The following is a 22,060-nucleotide window of genomic DNA, read 5'->3' on the forward strand; positions in this document are numbered from 1 at the left end:
ATCGCTTCAGCCTTATGTTTCCGGATGACCGCTTTCGCGGAATGACGGCGGAGCGTTTCTGTTATTCGGATAAATTCCTACGGTATCGAAATGGCGATAAGGTGTTTTTCTTTATTATATAATTCCAAAGCGAAAATGATATTTTTTGAACAAGCGTGCCGCAAAGCCGGAAAAAATGTTCGAGCCGCATCGGCGGCGGACGGGATAAAAAATGACGTTTGACGAATGGTTGGGCTTGTCAAAACTGCCTAAAAATGAAGCAAGAATGCTGCTGCAATATGCTTCGGGATATACGCGCGTGCAGTTGTTGACACGGGGCGGGGAAGAAATTCCGGACGAAGTCCGGCAGCGGGCGGACAGGCTGGCGCAACGCCGTCTGAGCGGCGAGCCGATGGCCTATCTGTTGGGCGAGCGTGAATTTTACGGGAGACGTTTTGCCGTCAATCCCCATGTGCTGATTCCACGCCCTGAAACCGAGCATTTGGTGGAAGCCGTACTCAAACGCTTGCCGCCGCAAGGCCGTGTGTGGGATTTGGGAACGGGCAGCGGTGCCATTGCCGTGACCGTCGCGCTTGAACGCGTTGATGCCGATGTTCGCGCATCCGATATCAGCGTCGGTGCTTTGGATACCGCCCGTCAAAATGCGGCCGAATTGGGCGCAAAAGTCGAGTTTGCGCAGGGTTCGTGGTTTGATACCGACAGGCCGTCTGAAGGCCGATACGATGTGATTGTTTCCAATCCGCCGTATATCGAGAGCGGTGATGAACATTTATCGCAAGGAGATTTGAGGTTTGAACCGCCAAACGCGTTGACCGACTTTTCAGACGGCCTCAGCCATATCCGCCACATTACCCAAGAAGCCCCCAAATACCTGAAAGCCAATGGCTGGCTGCTGTTTGAACATGGCTATGACCAAGGTGAAGCAGTGCGGAACATTATGTTGGAGAACGGTTTTGCCGAAGTGGCAACCGAACAGGATTTGGCTGGATTGGACAGGGTCACGCTGGGGCGTTTGCCTGCTTAGCGGGCATGGTTTGTCGGAATTAAAAAAGGGCGTGTCAATCACGCCCTTTTGGTTTTCTGGTTTATCTGTTCAGACGGCCTGGTTTAATGCCAAGCAGCGACGAACTCCGCCCAGTGTTGTTTTTCTTCGGCTTGTGCGGCCAGATAATGTTTGATGCGTTTGATTTCGACTTCGTATTCGTCGGCATCGAGTGCGCCGCTCATCATGCGAAAGCGTTGATACATGAGATAGGTATTGGCGGCATCGGTTTCGCAGTAGTCGCGGATGTCTTTCAGACGGCCTGCATGATAAGCGTCCCAAACCTTGCTGCCGTCCATGCCCAATTTGCCGGGGAAGCCGCAGAGTTTGGCCATATCGTCCAAAGGCACGCTGGCACGCGGTTGGTAGAGGGCAAGCAAATCCATCAGGTCGCAATGGCGGGTGTGGTAGCGGCTGATGTAGTTGTTCCACTTAAAGTCGCGGCTGTCGCCAAAATCGCCGTCGCCCATGTCCCAATAGCGGGCGGCGCTGATGCCGTGTATCAGGGCGCGGTAGTGGAGGACGGGCAGGTCGAAACCGCCGCCGTTCCAGCTGACGAGTTGTGGCGTATAGTTTTCGATGACCTCGAAGAACTTGGCAATCATGATTTCTTCGCTGTCTTCGGGATCGCCGATGGTGCTGACGCGGATTTTGTCTTGCCCCCAGCGCATACAGCAGGAGATGGCGACGACTTGGTGCAGATGGTGTTGCATAAAGTCGCTGCCGGTTTTGGCGCGGCGTTGCTGTTGGGCAAACAGGACGACTTCGTTGTCGGGCAAATCGGCTGGCAAATCGTAAAGCTGGCGGATGCCGTTTACGTCGGGAATGGTTTCGATGTCGAAGGCGAGTATCGGAGTCATGGCGTGATCGGGTTGGATAAGGGATGATGTCATTGTGGCATGACGGCGCAGATAAAAAAAGAGGCAATCCCCCACAGGATTGCCCCAATACCTCAAATCAGAGATTTACGCTTCACAAACAATACAGGCTTTCACCTGCGGCTTTACAGATGCAGCTCAACTCTGCATCGGTAAACTTTCATTCCGGGCATTGCACCGAAATCCTCTAAGATATCTCAATTTCTTGCAATATCAGAAAATGCTTACAAAAGTATCTAAAACCGGCGAGGCCGTCTGAACGTTTTGTAATTTGATGTAGTGAAATTTACGCGAATTTTTACAGTTTGCCAAGTATTTTTTCTGAAGGCTTGTTTTGGTATAAATTTCAGGTGTTGTCATATTTTTGCAATTATATTTCATAATTGTTCAAAAGTTAGGTATTTATTTTATTTTTTTAAATTTTAATTTAATTTTATTTCATATTTTGAATGATTAAAATGTATTTTTTCAAATGAACTATTTTGCAATATATTGTTTTTAAAAGAAATTAAATTTAATATATAAATGAAAAAAGTTGTTTTTAAAGCATTTAAAGCGGAATATTATTTGATTGTTTGAACTCAAACATGAGTTTCGGTTTGATTCAATTAAAATGAAAAAGCAGCGAAAGAAAAATTTCGCCGCTTTTTGTATATTCAAATTGTAATTCGATGTAGTCAATAAAAGCTGCTTTCGCATTCGGGACGGGTTTTGAAGCGTTTGTGCAGCCAGAAATATTGTTCGGGATGCTCGCGTACCCGCTCTTCGATGAAGTCGTTCATGCGCTGGGTGTCGGCTTCGACATTTTCGGTCGGGAAATTGTCCCAAGCCGGATAGAAGCGCAGGGTTACGGTATTGTCGGCTTCGCGCGTGGGGATGGCGGGAATGATTTTGGCTTTGGTCATGCCGGCGATACGGCTGAGGCCGGTAATCGTGGCCGTCTGAATGCCGAAGAAATTGACGAAAATGGAATCGTTGCGGCCAAAGTCTTGGTCGGGCAGATAAAGAAAGGGCGCATCGCTTTTGCGCAGGTGTTTGATGATGACGCGCAGGCCTTCTGTGCGGCCGATCAGGAAAACATTGTTGTAGCGGTGACGGCCTTTCAGGATTTGCTCGTCCAGGGTTTTGTTTTTTTGGTGCGAATACATGCTGGTCAGCGGCACATCCTGATTGAGCGTGTAAACCGCCATTTCAAATGCGGTAAAGTGCGGATAGAGGATGATGACTTTTTCGCCGGCGGCGAGGGCTTCGTCAAGATGGTGTTTGTCTTGATAGCGTACCAACGAGCGCAGTTTGTCCGCAGGTGCGTACCAGTAGAGGCCGTATTCGAGCATCAGCTTTGCCATGTGTTGGAAATGGCGTTTGAGCAGGGCGGTGCGCTGGCTGTCGTTTAGCTCGGGAAAGCATTTTTTGAGGTTGACCTCGCCGACTTTGCGGCGCGGTTTGACTGCGTAATAGGCGAGAATGCCAATCGCGTCGGCAATCTTGTGCAACACGCAAAAAGGTAGCAGGCGGATGAGGTAGAGAAAAAGGAAGGCGGCTTTCATGAAGGCTCGCTGTATGTGGGCAAAGGGCTATTATAACCGAAAGGCCGTCTGAAAACGGGCTGGAACACTATTTCAGACGGCCTGAATGTCGGCTTACCATTGGAAACGGCCGCGTTTGACTTGCAGGCCGTCAGGGTTGAGTTGCGAAGCCAATCCGTGATTGCGCAGGGCGTGGGTGAGGGCGACGGCGAGTCCGTCAGCAGCATCGGCTTGCGGCGTGCCTGAGAGTGCAAGCATCTGGACCACCATATGCTGCACCTGCTCTTTGGCGGCCTTACCCTTGCCGACCACCGCCTGCTTGACCTGAAGCGCGGTGTATTCAAACACGGGCAAATCGTGCATGACCAAAGCGGCAATCGCTGCACCGCGCGCCTGACCGAGCATTAACGTCGCGGCCGGATTGACGTTGACGAACACTTGCTCGATGGCCGCCTGATGCGGCTGATAGTGGCGGATGATTTCGTTGATATGGCGGACAATCACGGCGATGCGTTCGGAAAGCGACGCGCCGGTCGGCGTTTTGATACAGCCGGAAGCAACATAATGATGCTCGCGGCCGTGGACATCAATCACGCCGAAGCCGGTCACGCGGCTGCCAGGGTCGATGCCGAGAATGCGTGTGGGTTGGAACTGGGACATAGTGCGTGTTTAAAGTAATCGGTGTTTCAGGGCAGGCAGGCGCGTGCGCACGCTTTGCAGGCGCTCAGTATCCAAATCGGCACAAATCACGCCTTCGCCTTCCGGCAACGTCGCCAATACATCGCCCCAAGGGTCAATAATCATACTGTGGCCGAATGTGCGGCGGCCGCTTTCATGCAGTCCGCCTTGTGCCGACGCGATGACGTAGCATTGGTTTTCCACCGCACGGGCGCGCAGCAGCAATTCCCAATGCGCCTTGCCGGTCGTGTAGGTAAATGCAGCCGGTAACAGCAAAACATCAAACGGCTGCTGGGCGCGGAAAAACTCAGGAAAGCGCAAATCGTAGCAGACCCCGGCCGCCAGCGGAACATCGTCCACGCTCAATTTCGGCACATCGTTGCCCGCCAATATTGTATCGGCTTCGGCGTAGCGTTCGCCCAAACCGGAAAAGCCGAAAAGGTGCATTTTGTGGTAAAGCCCGATTCGGTTGCCGTCGCGGTCATACACCAGCATCGTGTTCATCACCTTGCCAGCGTCTGGGCTTTGCAGCGGAACAGTTCCGCCAAACAACACCACGCCGCATTCCCTTGCCGTTTCGCTTAAGGCCGTCTGAAAACGGGTGTGGCAGGTTTTGCCAACTCGTCCATCGTCCAAAGGCTCGGCAAATGCCAGCTTGTCCGTATCGTTTTTGCCCATCAGCGGCCAATATTCGGACAGCAACACCCAATCCGCCCCTTGTTCGGCCGCCTCGCGGACAAGGCGCTTCATGGTGGCAATATTGGTTTCGGGGTCGGTGGACGACACCATTTGCACAGCGGCGGCGTGTAAAGAGCGCATCATCAAAACTCCTGTCAGATTTTGCAAGAATTGTAACTTGTTTACGCACAAAGCCGATACAATCGGCACACAATTCCTCTTCAAAAAAAGGATAAACCATGAGCTTGAAACTTCTCCTCACTGCCGCACTTTCCACCGCCGCACTTGCCGCACATGCCGACGTACAGCTTTACGGCAGCATCAAAAGCGGCATCGAAACCTCGCAAACCCGTTTCGGCGGCCAAACATACATCCGAACCGCCGTTGCCGACCAAGGCAGCCACATCGGTTTGCGCGGCTCGCATCCGATTGGCGGCGGAACGAATTTTATTTGGGAAGTTGAACAAGACACCCCTGTCGGCAAAAGCGGCTCCATCCGCCAAGACTGGCGCGAACGTCGAGACAATTTTGGCCGTTAAAGGAAAGATTGGATAGTAAAGGCCGTCTGAAAAATCAGGATAACTGGTTTTCAGACGGCCTGTTTTTTATTTTTAGAATAATTATATAGTGTATTTTAACTTGCTGTTTTTATTGTTTTAAATGACGAGTTGTGGGAGCTTGCATATACCTTTTTTCGTATTAAAGGATACTTGAAAAATAGGTAGGATTAAAATCATCTATTCTATGAAATTTATAGAAGCATAATAAAATAGCGGTTGTTTTTAAATTTTATCTTTAAAATCTAATTGATAGTTATTTATTAGGACCAAGTTTTCAAAATGGTGCTAGAATATTGTGAGCAATAAAATATAAATTTATGAGTTTTAAAAATGGGTATTGCTATAATGGGCTAAGCCATTACAAATTTAAGGAGTTTGACATGAAAAAAGTATTATTTCTTTCTATTTGCCTGTTAGGAACTAGTTCTTGTTTTGCTCAGGATTTTTCAACACTTTCTGTTTTTAAAGATACTATTAAGAAGTCAATCGATGAGAAAACATATACTCTATGCAATGTGGAAAAGTATAATCAGTTATATAAAATTGGAAATGAATGTTTGTATAGTTTATCTCTTAGTTTAGATAGTGCAATAGATAAAAGATATAAAGAATTGCAAATTAAAAATAAAAAAAATAAATTAGTTGAAAAATTTCCTTCAAATTATTTTTCTGAATTAAGAAAAACATATTCTGCTTATGAAGATGAAGCTTGCTTTAATCCATTAAATGATATTACAGGGGGATTAAAAAATTCTTATGATGTAAAAGAGCTTGTCTGTAATGTGGAGCAGAAATTATTTCATATAAAAACATTAGAAAATTTTGATAAAAAGGATTTTTAATATAGTACATATGCTATATTAAAATTCTAAAAAGCCTAAAAAATCTATTTCTAAATTTGTCTTAAAAAAGGAAACTAATAATGGTTCAAAGAGCAACACGTGGTCCTCGTTTTACTGGTGGAGATCATTTAACTCCTAAAGATGGTTTGAGTTATTATGTGCATCAAGCTATGATGGAAAACGAATTAAATGGTGGATATGGTGCATATAAAATGTCGAATGCTGTTAATGGCTCTAGTGGACCAAGTTTTGGGCCTATTCAGTATGATATCGGAGGTAATCAAAATGGGCGTGTCGTTCTTGAAAAGATAATGCTACAGGCTAAAGATCAAAATGGTAAAAATTTTGTATCCGATGAGGAAATTAAGCAGATACAAAAGCATTTGTATAAACCATTTAAAGCAATGTCTCAAGAAGAGAAAAACATGTATGCTGTTTTAAAACCAAAGATGGATAAAGCTTTGAGTTCTGAGGTAGGTATACGAATAATCAATGAAGATTATTTAAAAATATTAGATAAAAAAGTTAATGATGTAAGTAAAGTTATTAGTCAAATTGGTAATTCAGAAAATAAGAAATTTCTTCAGTCTAGTATGCAAGCCCAAGTCTTTATTGCAGACATTGGTAATCAATATGGTTTAACCGTAAACAATAAACTTAAACAATTTCTTAATCAAACTGAAAAAGACAATGGAGTCACTTTACCTGGAAATAAAACTGTAAAAGTGCATGGTCAGCTTGATATGGAAGATTTAAAAAATTTTCGTATGAGTACTGTATATGGAATCAAACACCCAGCAGATGCAAAACGTCGGGACGAAAACATCGAAAGAATCACAGCTCCAACTCGTCAGCAAGAACATTCCAAATCTTCTGAGGGTAATGACAGGCCAGCCGATAAACTTCAAGCTTTAATTCAAGGCTTTAAAAATGACAAAGATGGTACGTTCACAGCCAAAGCATTGGCTGACAATGCCGATGTGGTGGCAAATTTTAGAGATGAGTTGCGAGAGACCTTAAAACAAAATCAGGCTCAAGAAGTTGCTCAAAATACTCCACAAGTTCAAGAAGAGCGCAGCTATGGCGGTCGATCGTTTAGTTAGGAAATATTTAATAACCTTAAAACCCTAATAGGAGTCTTTGTATGCAGAAATTATTTATTCTAATATCATTAACTTTATCATTTTCGGCTTGTGCTGTATCTCCAATGGAAGAAACTGAAGATGTGATAAATAGTGGATTATATAATATCGATTTTCGTGCCGGAAACGGTAAGATTTATTGCGGCGGTGATGCGAAAGTATCTGATTTGGCTCAGGGTGTATCATGTCTGACTGAAATTAAAGGTAAGCCTGTTTTACCGCGCCCCAACGATTGCGAACTTGAATGGGGTGGAACATTCTTCTTAGGTAAAACCGGTAAAGCAGATATGGTTTGTCATAGTGACTTTCCTTTTAATCCCAAAGCCCGTATCTTGAAAAATGGAGAAACAGTTAAAGGTAATGGCTGGCAATGTACGGCTTCCGGTTCAGAAGTAACTTGCATAAATCAAGATAAACATGGATTTAAGATTAGTCAGGAAGTGCAGAAGCTGTTTTAATACATCTTTAGGAATTTAATTTATTAAAGGAATGGTATATGGATACAAATAAAACTGGTAATCACAAGCAAGAAAATCAAAGAGACCAAGTTCGAGAACAGGTTATCAATGATTATATTGAAAATTTAAGGAAATATAATGGCTATACCGAAAAAGGTAAGGATAATACCATTTTTGGGGCTCATTATGGCATGCAAGGCCAATATTGGTGCGATATGTATGTTGATTATGTTATGGAAGATTCGTTTGGCAGGCGAAATGCTCAAAAAATGCTAGGTGGGTTTTCTGCAGGAACGGAACTTAGTAAAGCTAATTATCAAAAAATAGGTAATTGGCATGATGCAAAAGATTATGTTCCTCAAAAAGGCGATCAAATTTTCTTTCTTAACCCCACAAAAGATAAATCCAGGACGGTCAATCATACGGGAGTTGTTATTGACGTTGATTTGGAAAAAGGTATTGTTTATACAATTGAAGGTAATACTAGTGCTAAACCTGGAGATGGAAATGGAACAACAGTTAGGGAGAAACAATATCCTTTAGACAAAAATACAATAAAAGGGTATGGTACACCTGATTGGGATATTGAAATTGATAAACGAATTCAAGAAATAAATAAATCATCCACTGTAAACGAACTTTCTTCAAAGAATAAATTGCAAAATTTGATAAACGGCTTTAAAAATGACCAAGATGGTACGTTCACAGCCAAAGCATTGGCTGACAATGCCGATGTGGTGGCAAATTTTAGAGATGAGTTGCGAGAGACCTTAAAACAAAATCAGGCTCAAGAAGTTGCTCAAAATACTCCGCAAGTTCAAGAAGAGCGCAGCTATGGCGGTCGATCGTTTGGTTAAATCCTTCCCATATTTAAAGAATGCTGATGGCACGTTTTTTCCTTATTCTTTCAATAGATAGTTACGCATGAATAATAACGAACTTGAGCAAGCACATAATCTTTTGCTTGAAACCGCCGAGGTAATGACACAATTTAGGCAAAGTACCCATCAGATTGTCCAAAATCTTGAAGATAAATTGGATAAATCACTTTACGATCAACGCAAAATGATTACAGAGATGGTGCGTGCGGAAGTGACGAAAGAAATGTCAAATTCGGTGGCAGGTTATGTGCGAGATATGGAAAAGGCACGCAACCAAATGGCTGATCAAGTACGTGAATTCAATGCATACTTGAATAAGGTAAATGAAGAAAATCAGAAGATTTCTTCACGTTTGGTATGGATTATTTCGCTTGCAATGGCAACATTGGTTATTGGCGGATTGGCATTATCTTTCTTTTATACAATGTTGATTGACCAAAAACGACAGGATGCGGATATGGTCGGTCGCATCAATCGAGCCAATATCGTGCGATGCGGCGATGAACTTTGTGCCAAGACAGGTAAAAGCGTAGAAAATGGCTATCGGGTTATTCAGCATCGATAGCTGAGAAACTAAAGGCCGTCTGAAAAATCAGGATAACTGGTTTTCAGACGGCCTTTGTTCTTATAATAGCGGTTTATTGTTTTTACACACTCAGCAACGGAGTTTTCATGCAGTTTTCAGCATTCGGCGAAAAATTCACACAACACAGCGGTATTTTGCAGTTGATGGACGATTTGGGCGACGCGCTCAAAAGCGACAAGCCCGTCAATATGCTTGGCGGCGGTAATCCGGCGAAGATTGCTGAAGTCAATGCCGTGTTCGCCGATGTGTTTTCCAAGCTGGCGGTGGAACACGCTGTTGAGAATATCGGCAATTATTCCAATCCGCAGGGCGATGCGGCGTTGATTGCGGCTTTGACGGAGTTTCTTAACCATGAATACGGCTGGAATCTGACGGCGGACAATATCGCGCTGACTAATGGTTCGCAAAACGCGTTTTTCTATTTGTTCAACCTGTTCGGTGGCAAATTCAATCTTTCAGACGGCCAAACGGCTGAAAAAGCCATTTTGTTGCCGCTTGCGCCTGAATATATCGGTTATGCCGACGTGCATGTCGAAGGGCAGCATTTTATTTCGGTAAAACCGAAAATCGAAAATGTCGAACACGAAGGCGAAGCGGGATTTTTCAAATACCGCGTGGACTTTGACACGCTGGAGAGCCTGCCTGAATTGAAAGAGGGCAAAATCGGTGCGATTTGCTGTTCGCGCCCGACCAACCCGACCGGCAATGTGCTGACCGATGACGAAATGGCGCGTTTGGACGCTTTGGCGCAGGAACACGGGATTCCGCTGATTATCGACAACGCTTATGGAATGCCGTTCCCGAATATTATTTACAGCGATGTGACGCTCAACTGGCACGAAAACATCATCCTCTGCTTCAGCCTTTCTAAAATCGGCCTGCCCGGCGTGCGTACCGGCATTATTGTCGCCGCGCCGGAAGTGGTCAAGGCCGTCAGCAGTTTGAATGCGATTGTGAATCTGTCTCCAACCCGTTTCGGCGCAGCGATTGCGGCTCCGCTGTTAAACGACGGCCGTCTGAAACAGCTGGCCGACCAAGTAATTCAGCCGTTTTACCGTCGGCAGGCGCAAACGGCGGTTTCCCTGCTCAAACGCGAATTGGGCGCGTATCCGTTGAAAATCCACAAGCCTGAAGGTGCGATTTTCTTGTGGCTTTGGTTTGAAAACCTGCCGGTTTCGTCGCAAACCTTGTACGAAATGCTCAAGGCCGAAGGCACGCTGATTATTCCGGGCGAGCATTTCTTTGTCGGCATCGATACGCAAGATTATCCGCACGCGAGCGAGTGCATCCGCATGAGCATTGCGCAGGACGCGGAAACGCTGGAAAAAGGCATTGCCGCGATCGGTCGCGTGGTGCGCGGTTTGTACGATAAAAAATAAATTTTTTGAATAGACAAAGGCCGTCTGAAACGTGGGGAATCGGGTTTCAGACGGTCTTTTTTATTGGATTTAAACGTGGTGGATAACCAGTTTTTTGCCTTCGTAATCGAGGACGTTGACGTCCATATCGAATAGGGTTTTGATGTTTTCGGCGGTAAAAATATCGTTGGGCGCACCCTGCATGGCGACTTGGCCGTTTTTCATGGCGACAACGTGGTCGGCGTAGGCGGCGGCCTGGTTGATGTCGTGCAGGACGACGACGGTGGTGCGTTTGTACTCGTCGGTCAGCCGGCGCAGGATTTGCATGAGGGAGCGGGCATGATACATATCGAGGTTGTTCAGTGGCTCGTCCAGCAAAACGTAGTCGGTGCGCTGGCAGAATACCATGGCAATCATGGCGCGTTGGCGTTGGCCGCCGGAAAGCTCGGTCAGGTAGCGGTCGGCGAAGTCTTGCAGGTGGAACTCGGCGAGTGCTTCTTCGACGATGGTTTTATCCGTTTCAGACGGCCTGCCTTGGTGATAGGGATAGCGGCCGAACATGAGCAGGTCGCGCACGGTAATGCGGCTCATGATGCTGTTTTCTTGGGTGAGGATGGAGAGCGTGCGGGCGAGTTCGGCGGTGGGGGTGGTTTTGATGTCTTTGCCTGCGTAGCTGATGTCGCCGTGTACCAAGGGCTGTAGGCGCGCCATAAAGGAGAGGAGGGTGGACTTGCCTGCGCCGTTCGGGCCGATTAGCGCGGTAATGCCGCCTTCGGGAATGTCGAGGCTGACGTCGTTGAGGATGGGGTTGCTGCCGATGGTGTGGCTGACGTTGCGGATGGTAATCATAGGCGGATTCGAGTATGGAAAACTTGGGGTTTCAGACGGCCTTTCAGTGTGAGGCCGTCTGAATTTTATTTCTGTATGGTGTGGTTTAGATTTCGCTGACGGTCACAAATTCGGGATTGTCGGCTTGATCGATCAGGAAGGCGCGGACGCGTTCTTGCCAAAGCTCGCCGAATTGTTTGAGTTCGTCGGCACTTGCGCTGCCGCTGACGGCTTTGGGCATGATGTCGCGCATTTGCGGCGCGAAGGGTTGGAGCGCGGCGTTGAGGCTGACGGCAACGGTTTTGCCGGTATCGCGGCGGCGGAGTGCGAGTGTGCCGTTGATTTCGCCTGCACCAAAGGACAAGAGGTGGCGGCGGGCAAAGCGTCCGGCAGGGCCTACGCCGCCAAAGCCGGTTTCGGGTGCTGCGCCGGTAAGGAGTTGGACGACGGAAGCGGTAACGCCGGTCGTGCCTTCGTCACGCTCGCTCTGCATAAAGGCTTCGATGTCGCCGCGTTGCGGCAGCTCTGCGCCGTAAAGGGCTTTCAGGCCTTTGATGACCATTAGGTAGGCTCCGGCGACAGTCGGGCAGGAGTGGCCGCACAGGCGTACGGCATCGGCGTAGCGGTAAGTGAGGATGCCGTTTTCGGCTGCACCGAGGAAGTCGGCCAATGCGTCTTGGACGGTAATGGTCGGGGCGTCATCGAAGAATGAAGGGAGGCGTTCTGGTGTCATGAGGGTTGTCCTTTATGGGTTTGCTTAGGCCGTCTGAAGGTTTCAGACGGCCTGAATTTATTTTTGCGAGCGTTTGGGCACGTTTAATTTATTTCTTTTTCAACACCAAATATAAAAATACCAAGCCGCCTGCAAATTCGACGACTACGCTCAATACGGCCTGCATGCCGAGGAAGTGTTCGAAGATGGTTTGCCCGCCGACCAACAGGATGCCGCCGACACAAAAAGTCATGGGCAGGCGGACAGAATGTTTGACCGACGGGGAAAAATAGTTGGCCAGCGCGGCAACCAGCAGGCCGAAAAAGCTCACCGGGCCGACAACGGCGGTCGCGGTCGCAACCAGCGCGGCGATCCAGAGCAGCAGCCATAAGGTATTGCGCGAGTAGTTGATGCCCAAATTGATGGCCTGATTGCGGCCGAGCAGGTAAACATCGAGGCGGTGGCGTTCGCGCCAGATCACGGCGGCGCTGATGAGCAACACGACTGCGCCGATGCCCAACAATTCCGAGTGGACAGTATTGAAGGTGGCAAACATATTCGCCTGTGCGGCGGTAAATTCTTCGGGATCGATCATGCGTGAAAGCAGCGATGACAGGCTGCGGAACAAAATCCCGAAAATCACGCCGATTAAAATCATGCGCGACAAATCGCGTCCGCCCTGTTTGATAAGCGTGTAGAACAACAGCAGCGATCCGCCCATCATGACGACCAGTTCAAAGCCGAATTTGCCCGTCAACGGCAGGGAAGCATAGCCCACGCCGCCGAGCGTAAACACCAGCAAGGTCTGCAAAAACACATACAGCGAATCGAAACCCAAAATCGAAGGGGTTAGAATCGGATTGTTGGTCAGCGTTTGGAAGAGTTGCGTGGACACGCCGACTGCATAGGCGACCATCAGCAGCGCGGCAAGTTTGGTCAGACGCAGGTGCAAGACAAAGTCCCAATCGCCTTTGACGTTGAGCGTCATAAACAGAGCGCAGGAAACCAGCAACAGCGCAAAGGCCACCCACAATGGACGGCTGCTTCCTGCCATAAAACCGATATTTTTTTCAGACGGCATGAGCAGGTTTCCTTAATAAAAGCCATAAAAACAAAGCCGTCCCCATCACGCCAAAAACCGTAGAGACCGGAATTTCAAACGGAAACACAATCACGCGTCCGACAATATCGCACAGCAACACCAAAGACGCGCCTAGCAAGGCTACCGCAGGCAGGCTTTGGCGCAGCTTGTCGCCCATCAGGCGGCTGATGATGTTCGGCACGACTAGGCCGATAAACGGAATATTGCCAACTGTCACGACCACTAAAGACGTAATCAGCGCCACAATAATCAGCCCCGACCACAGAATCGCCGTCCTGTTCAGCCCCAAGTTCACGCTCACCGTTTCGCCCAAACCCAAAATCGTCAGCTGGTCGGCAATCAAATAGGCAAACAAAGCCAAAATCCCCGTTGCCCACAACAGCTCATACCGCCCGAGCAACACGCCGGAAAAATCGCCCTGTTGCCACACGCCGAGCATTTGCAGCATTTCGTTTTCATACGCGATAAAGGTGGCCACCGCCTCAATCACACCGCCGAAAATAATCCCGACCAAAGGCACCATCAGTTGCGCGGTCGGCGGCAGGCGGCGGATCAGCAACATAAAGACCAACATCCCGATCAGCGCGGCAACGGCGGCAACCGACATTTTTGCCAGCAGCGGCGCGGCCGGAAGCAGCAGGGTCATCAGCAGCAAACCCAAAGCCGCGCTTTGGCTTGCGCCCACCATCGACGGTTCGACAAAACGGTTGCGCATCAAAATCTGCATAATCATGCCGGCCACCGCCATCGATGCACCCGTCAGCACAATCGCAAACGTGCGCGGCAGGCGGCTGATGAACATGACCTGCTGGCTGTCGGATAGCGAAAACAAGGCGGACCATTTGAAGTCGGCCACGCCGACCGACAGGCTGACAGCAAACAATATCAGCAGCGCCACGCCGTTGACCGCATTTAAAAATGAAGGTTTGTGAAACATAAAATGGTTCGGAAAAATAAGGCCGTCTGAAAGAAGGGTTAAGGTATTTGGGAAAAAAGCAGGTTCGCCCATCATAAAAAACAGATGCAAACAGGCAAAAATTGTCCATTTGCACCATGTATTTTCAGACGGCCTAAATCCAATGACTTCAGATCAAGCAGCTTGATCCTGTGAATCATCAAACCGTTCAGGCCGTCTGAAAGAGGCGGGCGGCTATGTCCGCGCCGAATTACTTGGCCGCATTAAACGCATCGCTGACCTGTTTGGAAGCGTTCAGCAATTCTTGTGCGCCGCCGGCCGCCAGATAGGTTTCCGGTACGAGGTACACGACTTGGCCTTTTTTCCATGCAGTTGTTTCGGCAACCAGTGGATTGTTCAACACATCTTTCGCAGCCTGACCTTCTTCACCGATGGCCGCGCCGCGGTCCAAAACGAACAGCCAATCAGGGTTTTTCTCTTTCAGGTATTCAAAGCTGATAGGCTGGCCGTGGCTGCCTTCTTTAATTGATTCATCGACAGCAGGAACGCCGATGTCTTTGTGCAGCCAACCGCCCAAACGTGAGGAAGGGCCGAAAGCCGACATCTTACCGCCGTTGACCAATACCACCAAACCCTTGCCTTTGCCTTGCGCAGCAGTTTTCGCCGCTTCAAATGAAGCATCGATTTCCGCTTTCAGCTTGTCCGCTTCGGCCTGTTTGCCGAAGATTTGCCCCAGCGCGTCGATGCGCTCTTTTGAGCTTTCTTTCAGATTGGCGGTTTCGGCGGTCATCTCGATGGTCGGCGCAATCTCGTTCAACTTGTCAAACGCCTTGGCTGCACGGCTGCCGATGATGATGAGCTGCGGTTTGTAAGCGTTTAAGGCTTCGTAGTCAGGCTCAAACAGTGTGCCGGCAGGTTTCGTGGTTTTGAAATATTCGTCCAAGTAGGGCAGGCGGTTTTTGTCGACGGACAAACCGGTTTTCACGCCCAGTTTGTTTAAAGTGTCGAGCATACCCAAATCGTAAACGGCGATACGCTCCGGATTTTGCGGCACTTTCGCATCGCCGCGCGCGGTTTTCACCGTCAGGCTTGCACCTTCGGTTTGGGCGGCAGAAGCGGAAGCAGTTTGCGCCTGATTGGAAGCAGAATCTTTCGGTGAACACGCACCCAAAGCGAGGGTGCAGCATACGGCTAAAGCGGTCAAACGTAACATAGAGTTTCTCCGTAGTCGGAAATAAAGTAAATCGAAATGATAACTTGTATCGGATTATAAAGCTAGATGCCGTCTGAAAACTTTTGTTTTCAGACGGCTTTTTCAAGCTGATTGCTTAGAAGCGGTAGTTCACGCCCAAGCGTACATCACGTCCGGTACCTGGTAGGGTATTGGTCCAGCGTTGACTGTGCGGATAGTAGAACTTGTTGAACACGTTGTTAACTGAAAGATTGATATTGAGCGTGTCTTTGCCCAATGGTTTCCAGTTGGCGAAGACATCGTTCACGCCGAAACCTTGGCGTACAACGTTTTCCAGTTTGCCGTCGCGACCTTTTTGACCTGCCACCAATATCGAACCCACAGCTTTTTGAACATAGCGTCCGCGCCAGCCGATTTCCAGATTCGGATTTTGGAAGCGGTAGGCAAGGGAGGCCGTCCAAGTGCGGCCGGTTTGTGCGCCAAACTCGGGGTTCGCGCTTAACAATTTATCTTTGTGCGTATCGTAAAAACGCGGTTTGCTGTGGCTTACGCCGACTTTGGCAGTCAGGCCGCCTGTACGGTAGGACGCGCCTAATTCGTAACCGTGGTTTTTGACGTAGCCGGCGTTGACGGCTTCACGGATGGCGACAGAGTCGTGGCGGTTTTGCGGATTGGCAAGCGCGTCTTTGATGGTCTGCCAGAAGTAGCTGCCGTTTGCGGCAAACGTGCCGTCGTTGTAGTTGAAGCCGATTTCGGTATTGCGCGCGCGTTCAGCTTTAGTGCCGTCGGCAATCGAGATGATGCCGCGTTTGCCGTGGGTTTGCAGCGCGTCATACAGGCGCGGGCTGCGGCTGGCGTAGTTGTGGCTTACGCTGAAGCTCAAGTTTTCGACAGGTTGGTAAATTACGCCCAGACTCGGGTTGACTTTGCCGTCTGAAACCGATTTGCCGTCATGGGTTTTGATATCGAAATGGTCGTAACGCAGACCGCCGGTCAGGGTAACATCGCCGATATCTTGGATGGCTTCGACATACACGCCGTAATCGGTTTTGGTCGGGTTGGTCAGGCTGTATCCGCGTACCAGACTTTGCAGGGCGGCATCGGTGCTGGTGTATTGCGAATTCAGGAAGGTATGAGGTTTGATTTCCTGATGGCGGTAGTTGACACCGTATTTCAACAGGGTTTTTTCGGCAAGGCGGCTGTCGAAGTTGATATTTGCACCTTTGGTGGTGATTTTGGTTGTGGTCGGACCTGCCACATTGCCTGCGTAACCGCTGCCGCTGTCATCGGCGGAATAGCGTTCGTTTTCCAACACATAGGCGTTGGCGTTCAGTTTTTCGACAAAGCCCAGGTTTTTACCCGTGTACTCCAAGTTGGTGTTGGATTGGGTAGTTTCACGGTATGAGGGTTTCTGCCTGTCTTTTGCAGGGTCGGACTCGAAGATTGTAAACTCTTCACGCACAGTACGGATGCCCCGGTGCTGGTCTTTCATGTGGCTCAACACGATGCGGTGGTCGCCGTCGCCGAAGGTTGTTCCGATTTTGGCCAGGTAGCTGCGTTTGTCCAGTGCGCTGTAAGGTACGGTTTTGCCGCCGTTGGGACTTTTGTAGCCTTTACCTGCTTCGTAATCTTTTTCATCGTTGCGGTTGTAAGAGAATAAGCCGTCGAAGTTGCCGGCTTTTCCGAACACGCTGGCGCCGTAGTTTACGCCGTCATTGCTGGCATAGCCGCTGCTGAGGCGCACGCCCCAGTTTTTGTCCAAACCTTTTAGCAAGTCTTCGGCATCGACTGTTTTAGTAATAATCGCGCCGTTGGTCGCGCCAATACCGGCAGATGCCGAGCCCGCGCCTTTCTGTACGGAGACGATTTTGACCAGCGCAGGGTCGATGATGAAACGGCCTTGGTGATACAGTATTTGGCTGTCGGAATAGGCGTTGTCCACCTTGATGTCGACAGAGTTCTGACCCATGCCGCGCAAGGTCATGTGTTGGGATGTGCCGTTACCGCCGCCGAAATCGATGGCAGGTTCTTCTTTTAACAATTCGCGCAAATCGGTTGATGTGCTTTCGTCTTTTTGACGAAGGGTGACGATATTGGTTTTGATTTTGCTGCCTTGGCGGTCACCTTTAACGGTAACGGTATCAAGCACAACATTGTCTTTGGCTTCATTTTCTGCGTGTGCAAAACCGGCTGCCAGTGTCAGTGACAGCAGGCTCAGTTGGAACAGGGGCGTATTCATTGAAAATGTCCTTAATAAAATGACAGTAATAAAAAAATAAAAGCAAATCAAAGAGGAATTATCTTTAAAAGATGCAATTAAGAATAATCATCATTTATAATAATGCATTAAAAAGGAATAGTTGTAAAGAGTTGTGCTGCATTTGTAAAGGAATTGTGTTGTTTTTAAACGAATTTTGCAGTTTGTATGTCAGGCCGTCTGAAAAATAAGTGATCGGGCATTTTTGCGTATGAAAATATTTGGAAAGACTGCATAGAATTTTTTACTTTTTCCCTTGAATTTGTCGCAAACAACCCAAATCTACCCGCCATTACGGCAGGCGTTCCATAAGCGTGCCGCTATTTTCAAGCAAACCGTGTCTGTCATGTCCGACAGACAATTGTTTTCAATCTATTTATTTATCGGAGCATTAAGACATGACCATCCGCCCTTTACACGACCGCGTAGTCGTCAAACGCTTAGAAGCTGAAGAAAAAACCGCCTCCGGCATCGTTTTGCCGGGTGCGGCCGCTGAAAAACCCGACATGGGCGAAGTAATCGCCGTGGGTGCGGGCAAAATCGGTAAAGACGGCGAGCGCCGTCCGCTGGATGTCAAAGTCGGCGACAAAGTGATCTTCGGCAAATACAGCGGTCAAACTGTAAAAGCCGACGGCGAAGAGCTGTTGGTAATGCGTGAAGAAGACATCTTCGGTATCGTTGAATAATTGTTGAATTAAGTTTCAAAACCCAAGGCCGTCTGAATCAAACATGAAGTTTTCAGACGGCCTCGAACAGATTTTTAATATTGATTTGGAGAATTTAAATGGCAGCAAAAGACGTACAATTCGGCAATGAAGTTCGCCAAAAAATGGTAAACGGCGTCAATGTATTGGCAAACGCCGTACGCGTAACTTTGGGCCCTAAAGGCCGCAACGTGGTACTTGACCGCGCTTTCGGCGGCCCGCACATCACTAAAGACGGTGTGTCTGTTGCAAAAGAAATCGAATTGAAAGACAAATTCGAAAACATGGGCGCGCAAATGGTGAAAGAAGTGGCGTCTAAAACCAACGACGTGGCCGGCGACGGTACCACTACTGCAACCGTATTGGCTCAATCCATCGTTGCCGAAGGCATGAAATACGTTACCGCCGGCATGAACCCGACCGACCTGAAACGCGGTATCGACAAAGCTGTTGCCGCTTTGGTTGACGAGCTGAAAAACATCGCCAAACCTTGCGACACTTCTAAAGAAATCGCCCAAGTCGGCTCTATTTCCGCCAACTCTGACGAACAAGTCGGCGCGATTATCGCCGAAGCGATGGAAAAAGTCGGCAAAGAAGGCGTGATTACCGTTGAAGACGGCAAATCTTTGGAAAACGAGCTGGACGTGGTTGAAGGTATGCAGTTCGACCGCGGCTACCTGTCCCCTTACTTCATCAACGACGCTGAAAAACAAATCGCAGCTTTGGACAATCCGTTTGTATTGTTGTTCGACAAAAAAATCAGCAACATCCGCGACTTGTTGCCTGTTTTGGAACAAGTGGCCAAAGCCAGCCGTCCGCTCTTGATTATCGCTGAAGACGTAGAAGGCGAAGCCTTGGCGACTTTGGTGGTGAACAACATCCGCGGCATCCTGAAAACCGTTGCCGTGAAAGCTCCGGGCTTTGGCGACCGCCGCAAAGCCATGCTGCAAGACATCGCCATTCTGACCGGCGGTACCGTGATTGCCGAAGAAGTCGGCCTGTCTTTGGAAAAAGCCACTCTGGAAGACTTGGGTCAAGCCAAACGCATCGAAATCGGTAAAGAAAACACCACCATCATCGATGGCTTCGGCGACGCAGCCCAAATCGAAGCGCGTGTTGCCGAAATCCGCCAACAAATCGAAACCGCAACCAGCGATTACGACAAAGAAAAACTGCAAGAGCGCGTTGCCAAACTGGCAGGCGGCGTGGCAGTGATCAAAGTCGGTGCCGCTACCGAAGTCGAAATGAAAGAGAAAAAAGACCGCGTGGAAGACGCGCTGCACGCTACCCGTGCCGCCGTTGAAGAAGGAGTGGTTGCAGGCGGCGGCGTAGCCCTGTTGCGCGCCCGTGCCGCTTTGGAAAACCTGCATACAGGCAATGCCGACCAAGACGCAGGCGTACAAATCGTCTTGCGCGCCGTCGAGTCTCCGCTGCGCCAAATCGTTGCCAACGCAGGCGGCGAGCCTAGCGTAGTGGTGAACAAAGTGTTGGAAGGCAAAGGCAACTACGGTTACAACGCAGGCTCCGGCGAATACGGCGACATGATCGAAATGGGCGTACTCGACCCCGCCAAAGTAACCCGTTCCGCGCTGCAACACGCCGCGTCTATCGCCGGCCTGATGCTGACGACCGACTGCATGATTGCCGAAATCCCTGAAGAAAAACCTGCTATGCCTGACATGGGCGGCATGGGTGGTATGGGCGGCATGATGTAAGGCCGTCTGAAACCTTCAGATAAAAAGCAAAACCGCACGGCAAGCAGCCGTGCGGTTTTTTATTTGCCAGTAGAAGCGTGAGATGGTAAGGGGTACGCCATGATTTACAGAAAAATAAGGGTAGCCAGTTCCATTGAATCAGAAGCAATCAAATAAACTTCATTATAAAAAAGGCCGTCTGAAACTTTATTTTGCATTTCAGACGACCTGCTTAATGATCTAAACTGTTACTTTTTGTTTGAACGGCTGTATCGGACAGCTTGAGACAAGATTTCTTCAATTTCTATCCACATAATGCCTCTTTACAGCAAACCAGGTTGACCTAAAGCCGGGTCGTTGGCTCGTGCTGCTTGGGCATCTTCTACAGTCAGCCCCAAGGCTTTCGCCACGCCTTCGCCGTAGGCAGGGTCGCAACGGTGGCAGTTGCGGATGTGGCGGTATTTGATGAAGTCGGGTGCATCGCCCATGGCGGCGGCGGTATTGCCGAACAAAGCCTGTTTCTGCGCGTCGCTCATCAGGTTAAACAAGGCGCGCGGTTGGCTGAAATAGTCGTCATCGTCTTGGCGGTAGTCCCAGTGCGACGCGTCGCCGCTGATTTTCAAAGGCGGTTCGGCGAAGTTGGGCTGTTGCTGCCATTGGCCGAAGCTGTTGGGTTCGTAGTGCGGCAGGCTGCCGTAGTTGCCGTCGGCGCGGCCTTGTCCGTCGCGCTGGTTGCTGTGAACAGGGCAACGCGGGCGGTTGACGGGGATTTGGCGGAAGTTCACCCCCAGACGGTAGCGTTGCGCGTCGGCGTAATTGAACAAACGGGCTTGCAGCATTTTGTCGGGGCTGGCGCCGATACCGGGAACCAGGTTGCTCGGTGCGAAGGCGGATTGTTCCACATCGGCGAAGAAGTTTTCGGGATTGCGGTTTAACTCGAATTCGCCCACTTCAATCAGCGGATAGTCTTTTTTCGGCCAAACTTTGGTCAGGTCGAAAGGATGATACGGCACTTTTTCCGCATCGGCCTCAGGCATGACTTGGATATACATCGTCCATTTTGGAAACTCGCCGCGTTCGATGGCTTCGTACAGGTCGCGCTGGTGGCTTTCGCGGTCGTCGGCGATGATTTTGGCGGCCTCTTCGTTGGTTAGGTTTTTAATGCCTTGTTGGCTGCGGAAATGGAATTTCACCCAAAAACGCTCGCCCACTTCGTTCCAGAAGCTGTATGTATGCGAACCAAAGCCATGCATATGGCGGTAGCTGGCAGGGATACCGCGGTCGCTCATGACGATGGTAACTTGGTGCAGGGCTTCGGGCAGCAGCGTCCAGAAGTCCCAGTTGTTTGTGGCGGAGCGCATATTGGTGCGCGGGTCGCGTTTGACTGCCTTGTTCAGGTCTGGGAATTTGCGCGGGTCGCGCAGGAAGAACACAGGCGTGTTGTTGCCGACCATATCCCAGTTGCCTTCTTCGGTATAGAACTTCAACGCAAAGCCGCGGATGTCGCGTTCCGCATCGGCTGCGCCGCGCTCGCCTGCCACGGTGGTGAAACGGGCGAACATCTCGGTTTTCTTGCCAACTTCGCTGAAGATTTTGGCGCGGGTGTATTTCGTGATGTCGTGCGTTACGGTGAACGTACCGAACGCACCCGAACCTTTGGCGTGCATACGGCGTTCGGGGATGACTTCGCGCACGAAGTCGGCGAGTTTTTCATTCAGCCACAAATCCTGCGCCAGCAACGGGCCGCGCGGACCAGCGGTCAGGCTGTTTTGATTGTCGGCAACGGGGGCGCCGTTGTTCATGGTCAGGTGGGTTACGGGACATTTAGAGACGGTCATGATGATTTCCTTTGTGAAATGGTCAATGGTTTATAAAACGATTTGCCGAAAAGCATATTCGTAGCCGGTTTCTTGGCATTCATAAATTTCTTGTATCGACATTTTATTTCCTTTTGCTGTTAACTATTAAAAGAACTATACAGAAAGATTTTAACTATTGGAACTATGAAATCGATTTAGAATTAATA

Annotated in this window: 21 protein-coding genes; 10 read left to right on the top strand and 11 right to left on the bottom strand. The window is 49.1% G+C overall.

The window, feature by feature from the left end; genetic code table 11:
• The first annotated feature begins 211 nt into the window (after nucleotides 1-211).
• Entirely contained in the window at nucleotides 212-1,024 is an 813-nt protein-coding gene (gene prmC / locus ACTHTQ_RS00135) for a peptide chain release factor N(5)-glutamine methyltransferase (protein ID WP_440362710.1), read from the top strand.
• Nucleotides 1,025-1,107: 83 nt separating this feature from the next.
• On the opposite strand, the gene ACTHTQ_RS00140 is transcribed toward prmC, so the two are convergent.
• The 4 genes from ACTHTQ_RS00140 to ACTHTQ_RS00155 all read right to left on the bottom strand — a co-directional run bounded on the left by ACTHTQ_RS00140 (nucleotide 1,108) and on the right by ACTHTQ_RS00155 (nucleotide 4,946).
• A complete protein-coding gene (locus ACTHTQ_RS00140; RefSeq protein ID WP_440362888.1) occupies nucleotides 1,108-1,902 on the bottom strand; it encodes a 3'-5' exonuclease in 795 nt (264 codons plus the stop codon).
• A 695-nt stretch (nucleotides 1,903-2,597) separates the two neighbouring features.
• Nucleotides 2,598-3,482 carry a lipid A biosynthesis lauroyl acyltransferase gene (locus tag ACTHTQ_RS00145; protein ID WP_440362889.1) on the bottom strand — a complete coding sequence of 295 codons (885 nt, stop codon included), beginning with the start codon at nucleotides 3,480-3,482 and terminating at the stop codon, nucleotides 2,598-2,600.
• 78 nt (nucleotides 3,483-3,560) lie between these two features.
• Nucleotides 3,561-4,106 carry a crossover junction endodeoxyribonuclease RuvC gene (gene ruvC / locus ACTHTQ_RS00150; protein ID WP_250590888.1) on the bottom strand — a complete coding sequence of 182 codons (546 nt, stop codon included), beginning with the start codon at nucleotides 4,104-4,106 and terminating at the stop codon, nucleotides 3,561-3,563.
• Between the two features lie 9 nt (nucleotides 4,107-4,115).
• Nucleotides 4,116-4,946, bottom strand: coding sequence for a carbon-nitrogen hydrolase family protein (locus ACTHTQ_RS00155; RefSeq protein ID WP_440362711.1), 831 nt, complete (start codon nucleotides 4,944-4,946; stop codon nucleotides 4,116-4,118).
• Nucleotides 4,947-5,041: 95 nt separating this feature from the next.
• Between ACTHTQ_RS00155 and ACTHTQ_RS00160 the strand changes: the two genes are divergently transcribed.
• The 7 genes from ACTHTQ_RS00160 (at nucleotide 5,042) to ACTHTQ_RS00190 (ending at nucleotide 10,650) form a co-directional block, all read left to right on the top strand.
• Complete coding sequence (locus tag ACTHTQ_RS00160) at nucleotides 5,042-5,341, top strand: porin (protein ID WP_440362712.1); 300 nt, start codon at nucleotides 5,042-5,044, stop codon at nucleotides 5,339-5,341.
• A gap of 401 nt (nucleotides 5,342-5,742) precedes the next feature.
• Entirely contained in the window at nucleotides 5,743-6,204 is a 462-nt protein-coding gene (locus tag ACTHTQ_RS00165; protein ID WP_440362713.1) for a hypothetical protein, read from the top strand.
• Between the two features lie 80 nt (nucleotides 6,205-6,284).
• A complete protein-coding gene (locus tag ACTHTQ_RS00170; protein ID WP_070749296.1) occupies nucleotides 6,285-7,307 on the top strand; it encodes a hypothetical protein in 1,023 nt (340 codons plus the stop codon).
• Between the two features lie 41 nt (nucleotides 7,308-7,348).
• Complete coding sequence (locus ACTHTQ_RS00175) at nucleotides 7,349-7,804, top strand: DUF6636 domain-containing protein (protein WP_070749295.1); 456 nt, start codon at nucleotides 7,349-7,351, stop codon at nucleotides 7,802-7,804.
• 38 nt (nucleotides 7,805-7,842) lie between these two features.
• Nucleotides 7,843-8,661 (top strand): CHAP domain-containing protein, encoded by an 819-nt coding sequence (locus tag ACTHTQ_RS00180; RefSeq protein ID WP_070633256.1) that lies wholly within the window; start codon nucleotides 7,843-7,845, stop codon nucleotides 8,659-8,661.
• 67 nt (nucleotides 8,662-8,728) lie between these two features.
• Complete coding sequence (locus tag ACTHTQ_RS00185; RefSeq protein WP_003684204.1) at nucleotides 8,729-9,250, top strand: hypothetical protein; 522 nt, start codon at nucleotides 8,729-8,731, stop codon at nucleotides 9,248-9,250.
• A 107-nt stretch (nucleotides 9,251-9,357) separates the two neighbouring features.
• A complete protein-coding gene (locus ACTHTQ_RS00190) occupies nucleotides 9,358-10,650 on the top strand; it encodes a valine--pyruvate transaminase (RefSeq protein WP_440362714.1) in 1,293 nt (430 codons plus the stop codon).
• A gap of 69 nt (nucleotides 10,651-10,719) precedes the next feature.
• Here the strand turns inward: ACTHTQ_RS00190 and ACTHTQ_RS00195 are convergent, their stop codons facing one another.
• The 6 genes from ACTHTQ_RS00195 to ACTHTQ_RS00220 form a co-directional block, all read right to left on the bottom strand.
• Complete coding sequence (locus tag ACTHTQ_RS00195; RefSeq protein ID WP_440362715.1) at nucleotides 10,720-11,478, bottom strand: iron ABC transporter ATP-binding protein; 759 nt, start codon at nucleotides 11,476-11,478, stop codon at nucleotides 10,720-10,722.
• An 85-nt stretch (nucleotides 11,479-11,563) separates the two neighbouring features.
• Nucleotides 11,564-12,190 carry an FmdE family protein gene (locus ACTHTQ_RS00200; protein WP_440362716.1) on the bottom strand — a complete coding sequence of 209 codons (627 nt, stop codon included), beginning with the start codon at nucleotides 12,188-12,190 and terminating at the stop codon, nucleotides 11,564-11,566.
• A gap of 88 nt (nucleotides 12,191-12,278) precedes the next feature.
• Nucleotides 12,279-13,250 carry an iron chelate uptake ABC transporter family permease subunit gene (locus tag ACTHTQ_RS00205; protein ID WP_440362717.1) on the bottom strand — a complete coding sequence of 324 codons (972 nt, stop codon included), beginning with the start codon at nucleotides 13,248-13,250 and terminating at the stop codon, nucleotides 12,279-12,281.
• The gene (locus tag ACTHTQ_RS00210; RefSeq protein ID WP_070873659.1) at nucleotides 13,240-14,208 is read right to left on the bottom strand and encodes an ABC transporter permease; all 969 of its coding nucleotides are present in this window, start codon (nucleotides 14,206-14,208) and stop codon (nucleotides 13,240-13,242) included. The genes ACTHTQ_RS00205 and ACTHTQ_RS00210 overlap by 11 nt, the downstream gene beginning before the upstream one ends.
• 229 nt (nucleotides 14,209-14,437) lie before the next feature.
• Nucleotides 14,438-15,400, bottom strand: a complete 963-nt coding sequence (locus ACTHTQ_RS00215; RefSeq protein ID WP_440362718.1) for a siderophore ABC transporter substrate-binding protein — start codon at nucleotides 15,398-15,400, stop codon at nucleotides 14,438-14,440.
• Nucleotides 15,401-15,515: 115 nt separating this feature from the next.
• On the bottom strand, nucleotides 15,516-17,618 hold the full coding sequence (locus ACTHTQ_RS00220; protein WP_440362719.1) for a TonB-dependent siderophore receptor: 2,103 nt from the start codon (nucleotides 17,616-17,618) through the stop codon (nucleotides 15,516-15,518).
• 416 nt (nucleotides 17,619-18,034) lie between these two features.
• Here ACTHTQ_RS00220 and groES point away from each other — a divergent pair, with 416 nt between their 5' ends.
• Both groES and groL read left to right on the top strand, forming a co-directional pair.
• Nucleotides 18,035-18,322 (top strand): co-chaperone GroES, encoded by a 288-nt coding sequence (gene groES / locus ACTHTQ_RS00225; RefSeq protein ID WP_003684150.1) that lies wholly within the window; start codon nucleotides 18,035-18,037, stop codon nucleotides 18,320-18,322.
• A 98-nt stretch (nucleotides 18,323-18,420) separates the two neighbouring features.
• Complete coding sequence (groL, locus tag ACTHTQ_RS00230) at nucleotides 18,421-20,055, top strand: chaperonin GroEL (RefSeq protein ID WP_111727417.1); 1,635 nt, start codon at nucleotides 18,421-18,423, stop codon at nucleotides 20,053-20,055.
• A 302-nt stretch (nucleotides 20,056-20,357) separates the two neighbouring features.
• On the opposite strand, the gene katA is transcribed toward groL, so the two are convergent.
• Complete coding sequence (gene katA / locus ACTHTQ_RS00235; RefSeq protein ID WP_440362720.1) at nucleotides 20,358-21,872, bottom strand: catalase KatA; 1,515 nt, start codon at nucleotides 21,870-21,872, stop codon at nucleotides 20,358-20,360.
• Nucleotides 21,873-22,060 lie beyond the last annotated feature (188 nt).

This window comes from Neisseria sp. P0020.S003 (assembly GCF_051957095.1).
Lineage (GTDB): Bacteria > Pseudomonadota > Gammaproteobacteria > Burkholderiales > Neisseriaceae > Neisseria > Neisseria subflava.

Bases quoted from the DNA above. Each gene is read 5' to 3' on its own strand.
- ACTHTQ_RS00160 (WP_440362712.1), top strand. From the start codon at position 5,042: ATGAGCTTGAAACTTCTCCTCACTGCCGCACTTTCCACCGCCGCACTT.
- ACTHTQ_RS00175 (WP_070749295.1), top strand. From the start codon at position 7,349: ATGCAGAAATTATTTATTCTAATATCATTAACTTTATCATTTTCGGCT.
- katA (WP_440362720.1), bottom strand. From the start codon at position 21,872: ATGACCGTCTCTAAATGTCCCGTAACCCACCTGACCATGAACAACGGC.
- ACTHTQ_RS00205 (WP_440362717.1), bottom strand. From the start codon at position 13,250: ATGCCGTCTGAAAAAAATATCGGTTTTATGGCAGGAAGCAGCCGTCCA.
- ruvC (WP_250590888.1), bottom strand. From the start codon at position 4,106: ATGTCCCAGTTCCAACCCACACGCATTCTCGGCATCGACCCTGGCAGC.
- ACTHTQ_RS00200 (WP_440362716.1), bottom strand. From the start codon at position 12,190: ATGACACCAGAACGCCTCCCTTCATTCTTCGATGACGCCCCGACCATT.
- ACTHTQ_RS00195 (WP_440362715.1), bottom strand. From the start codon at position 11,478: ATGATTACCATCCGCAACGTCAGCCACACCATCGGCAGCAACCCCATC.
- ACTHTQ_RS00220 (WP_440362719.1), bottom strand. From the start codon at position 17,618: ATGAATACGCCCCTGTTCCAACTGAGCCTGCTGTCACTGACACTGGCA.
- prmC (WP_440362710.1), top strand. From the start codon at position 212: ATGACGTTTGACGAATGGTTGGGCTTGTCAAAACTGCCTAAAAATGAA.
- ACTHTQ_RS00190 (WP_440362714.1), top strand. From the start codon at position 9,358: ATGCAGTTTTCAGCATTCGGCGAAAAATTCACACAACACAGCGGTATT.
- groES (WP_003684150.1), top strand. From the start codon at position 18,035: ATGACCATCCGCCCTTTACACGACCGCGTAGTCGTCAAACGCTTAGAA.
- ACTHTQ_RS00170 (WP_070749296.1), top strand. From the start codon at position 6,285: ATGGTTCAAAGAGCAACACGTGGTCCTCGTTTTACTGGTGGAGATCAT.
- ACTHTQ_RS00155 (WP_440362711.1), bottom strand. From the start codon at position 4,946: ATGATGCGCTCTTTACACGCCGCCGCTGTGCAAATGGTGTCGTCCACC.
- ACTHTQ_RS00165 (WP_440362713.1), top strand. From the start codon at position 5,743: ATGAAAAAAGTATTATTTCTTTCTATTTGCCTGTTAGGAACTAGTTCT.
- groL (WP_111727417.1), top strand. From the start codon at position 18,421: ATGGCAGCAAAAGACGTACAATTCGGCAATGAAGTTCGCCAAAAAATG.
- ACTHTQ_RS00185 (WP_003684204.1), top strand. From the start codon at position 8,729: ATGAATAATAACGAACTTGAGCAAGCACATAATCTTTTGCTTGAAACC.
- ACTHTQ_RS00180 (WP_070633256.1), top strand. From the start codon at position 7,843: ATGGATACAAATAAAACTGGTAATCACAAGCAAGAAAATCAAAGAGAC.
- ACTHTQ_RS00215 (WP_440362718.1), bottom strand. From the start codon at position 15,400: ATGTTACGTTTGACCGCTTTAGCCGTATGCTGCACCCTCGCTTTGGGT.
- ACTHTQ_RS00210 (WP_070873659.1), bottom strand. From the start codon at position 14,208: ATGTTTCACAAACCTTCATTTTTAAATGCGGTCAACGGCGTGGCGCTG.
- ACTHTQ_RS00140 (WP_440362888.1), bottom strand. From the start codon at position 1,902: ATGACTCCGATACTCGCCTTCGACATCGAAACCATTCCCGACGTAAAC.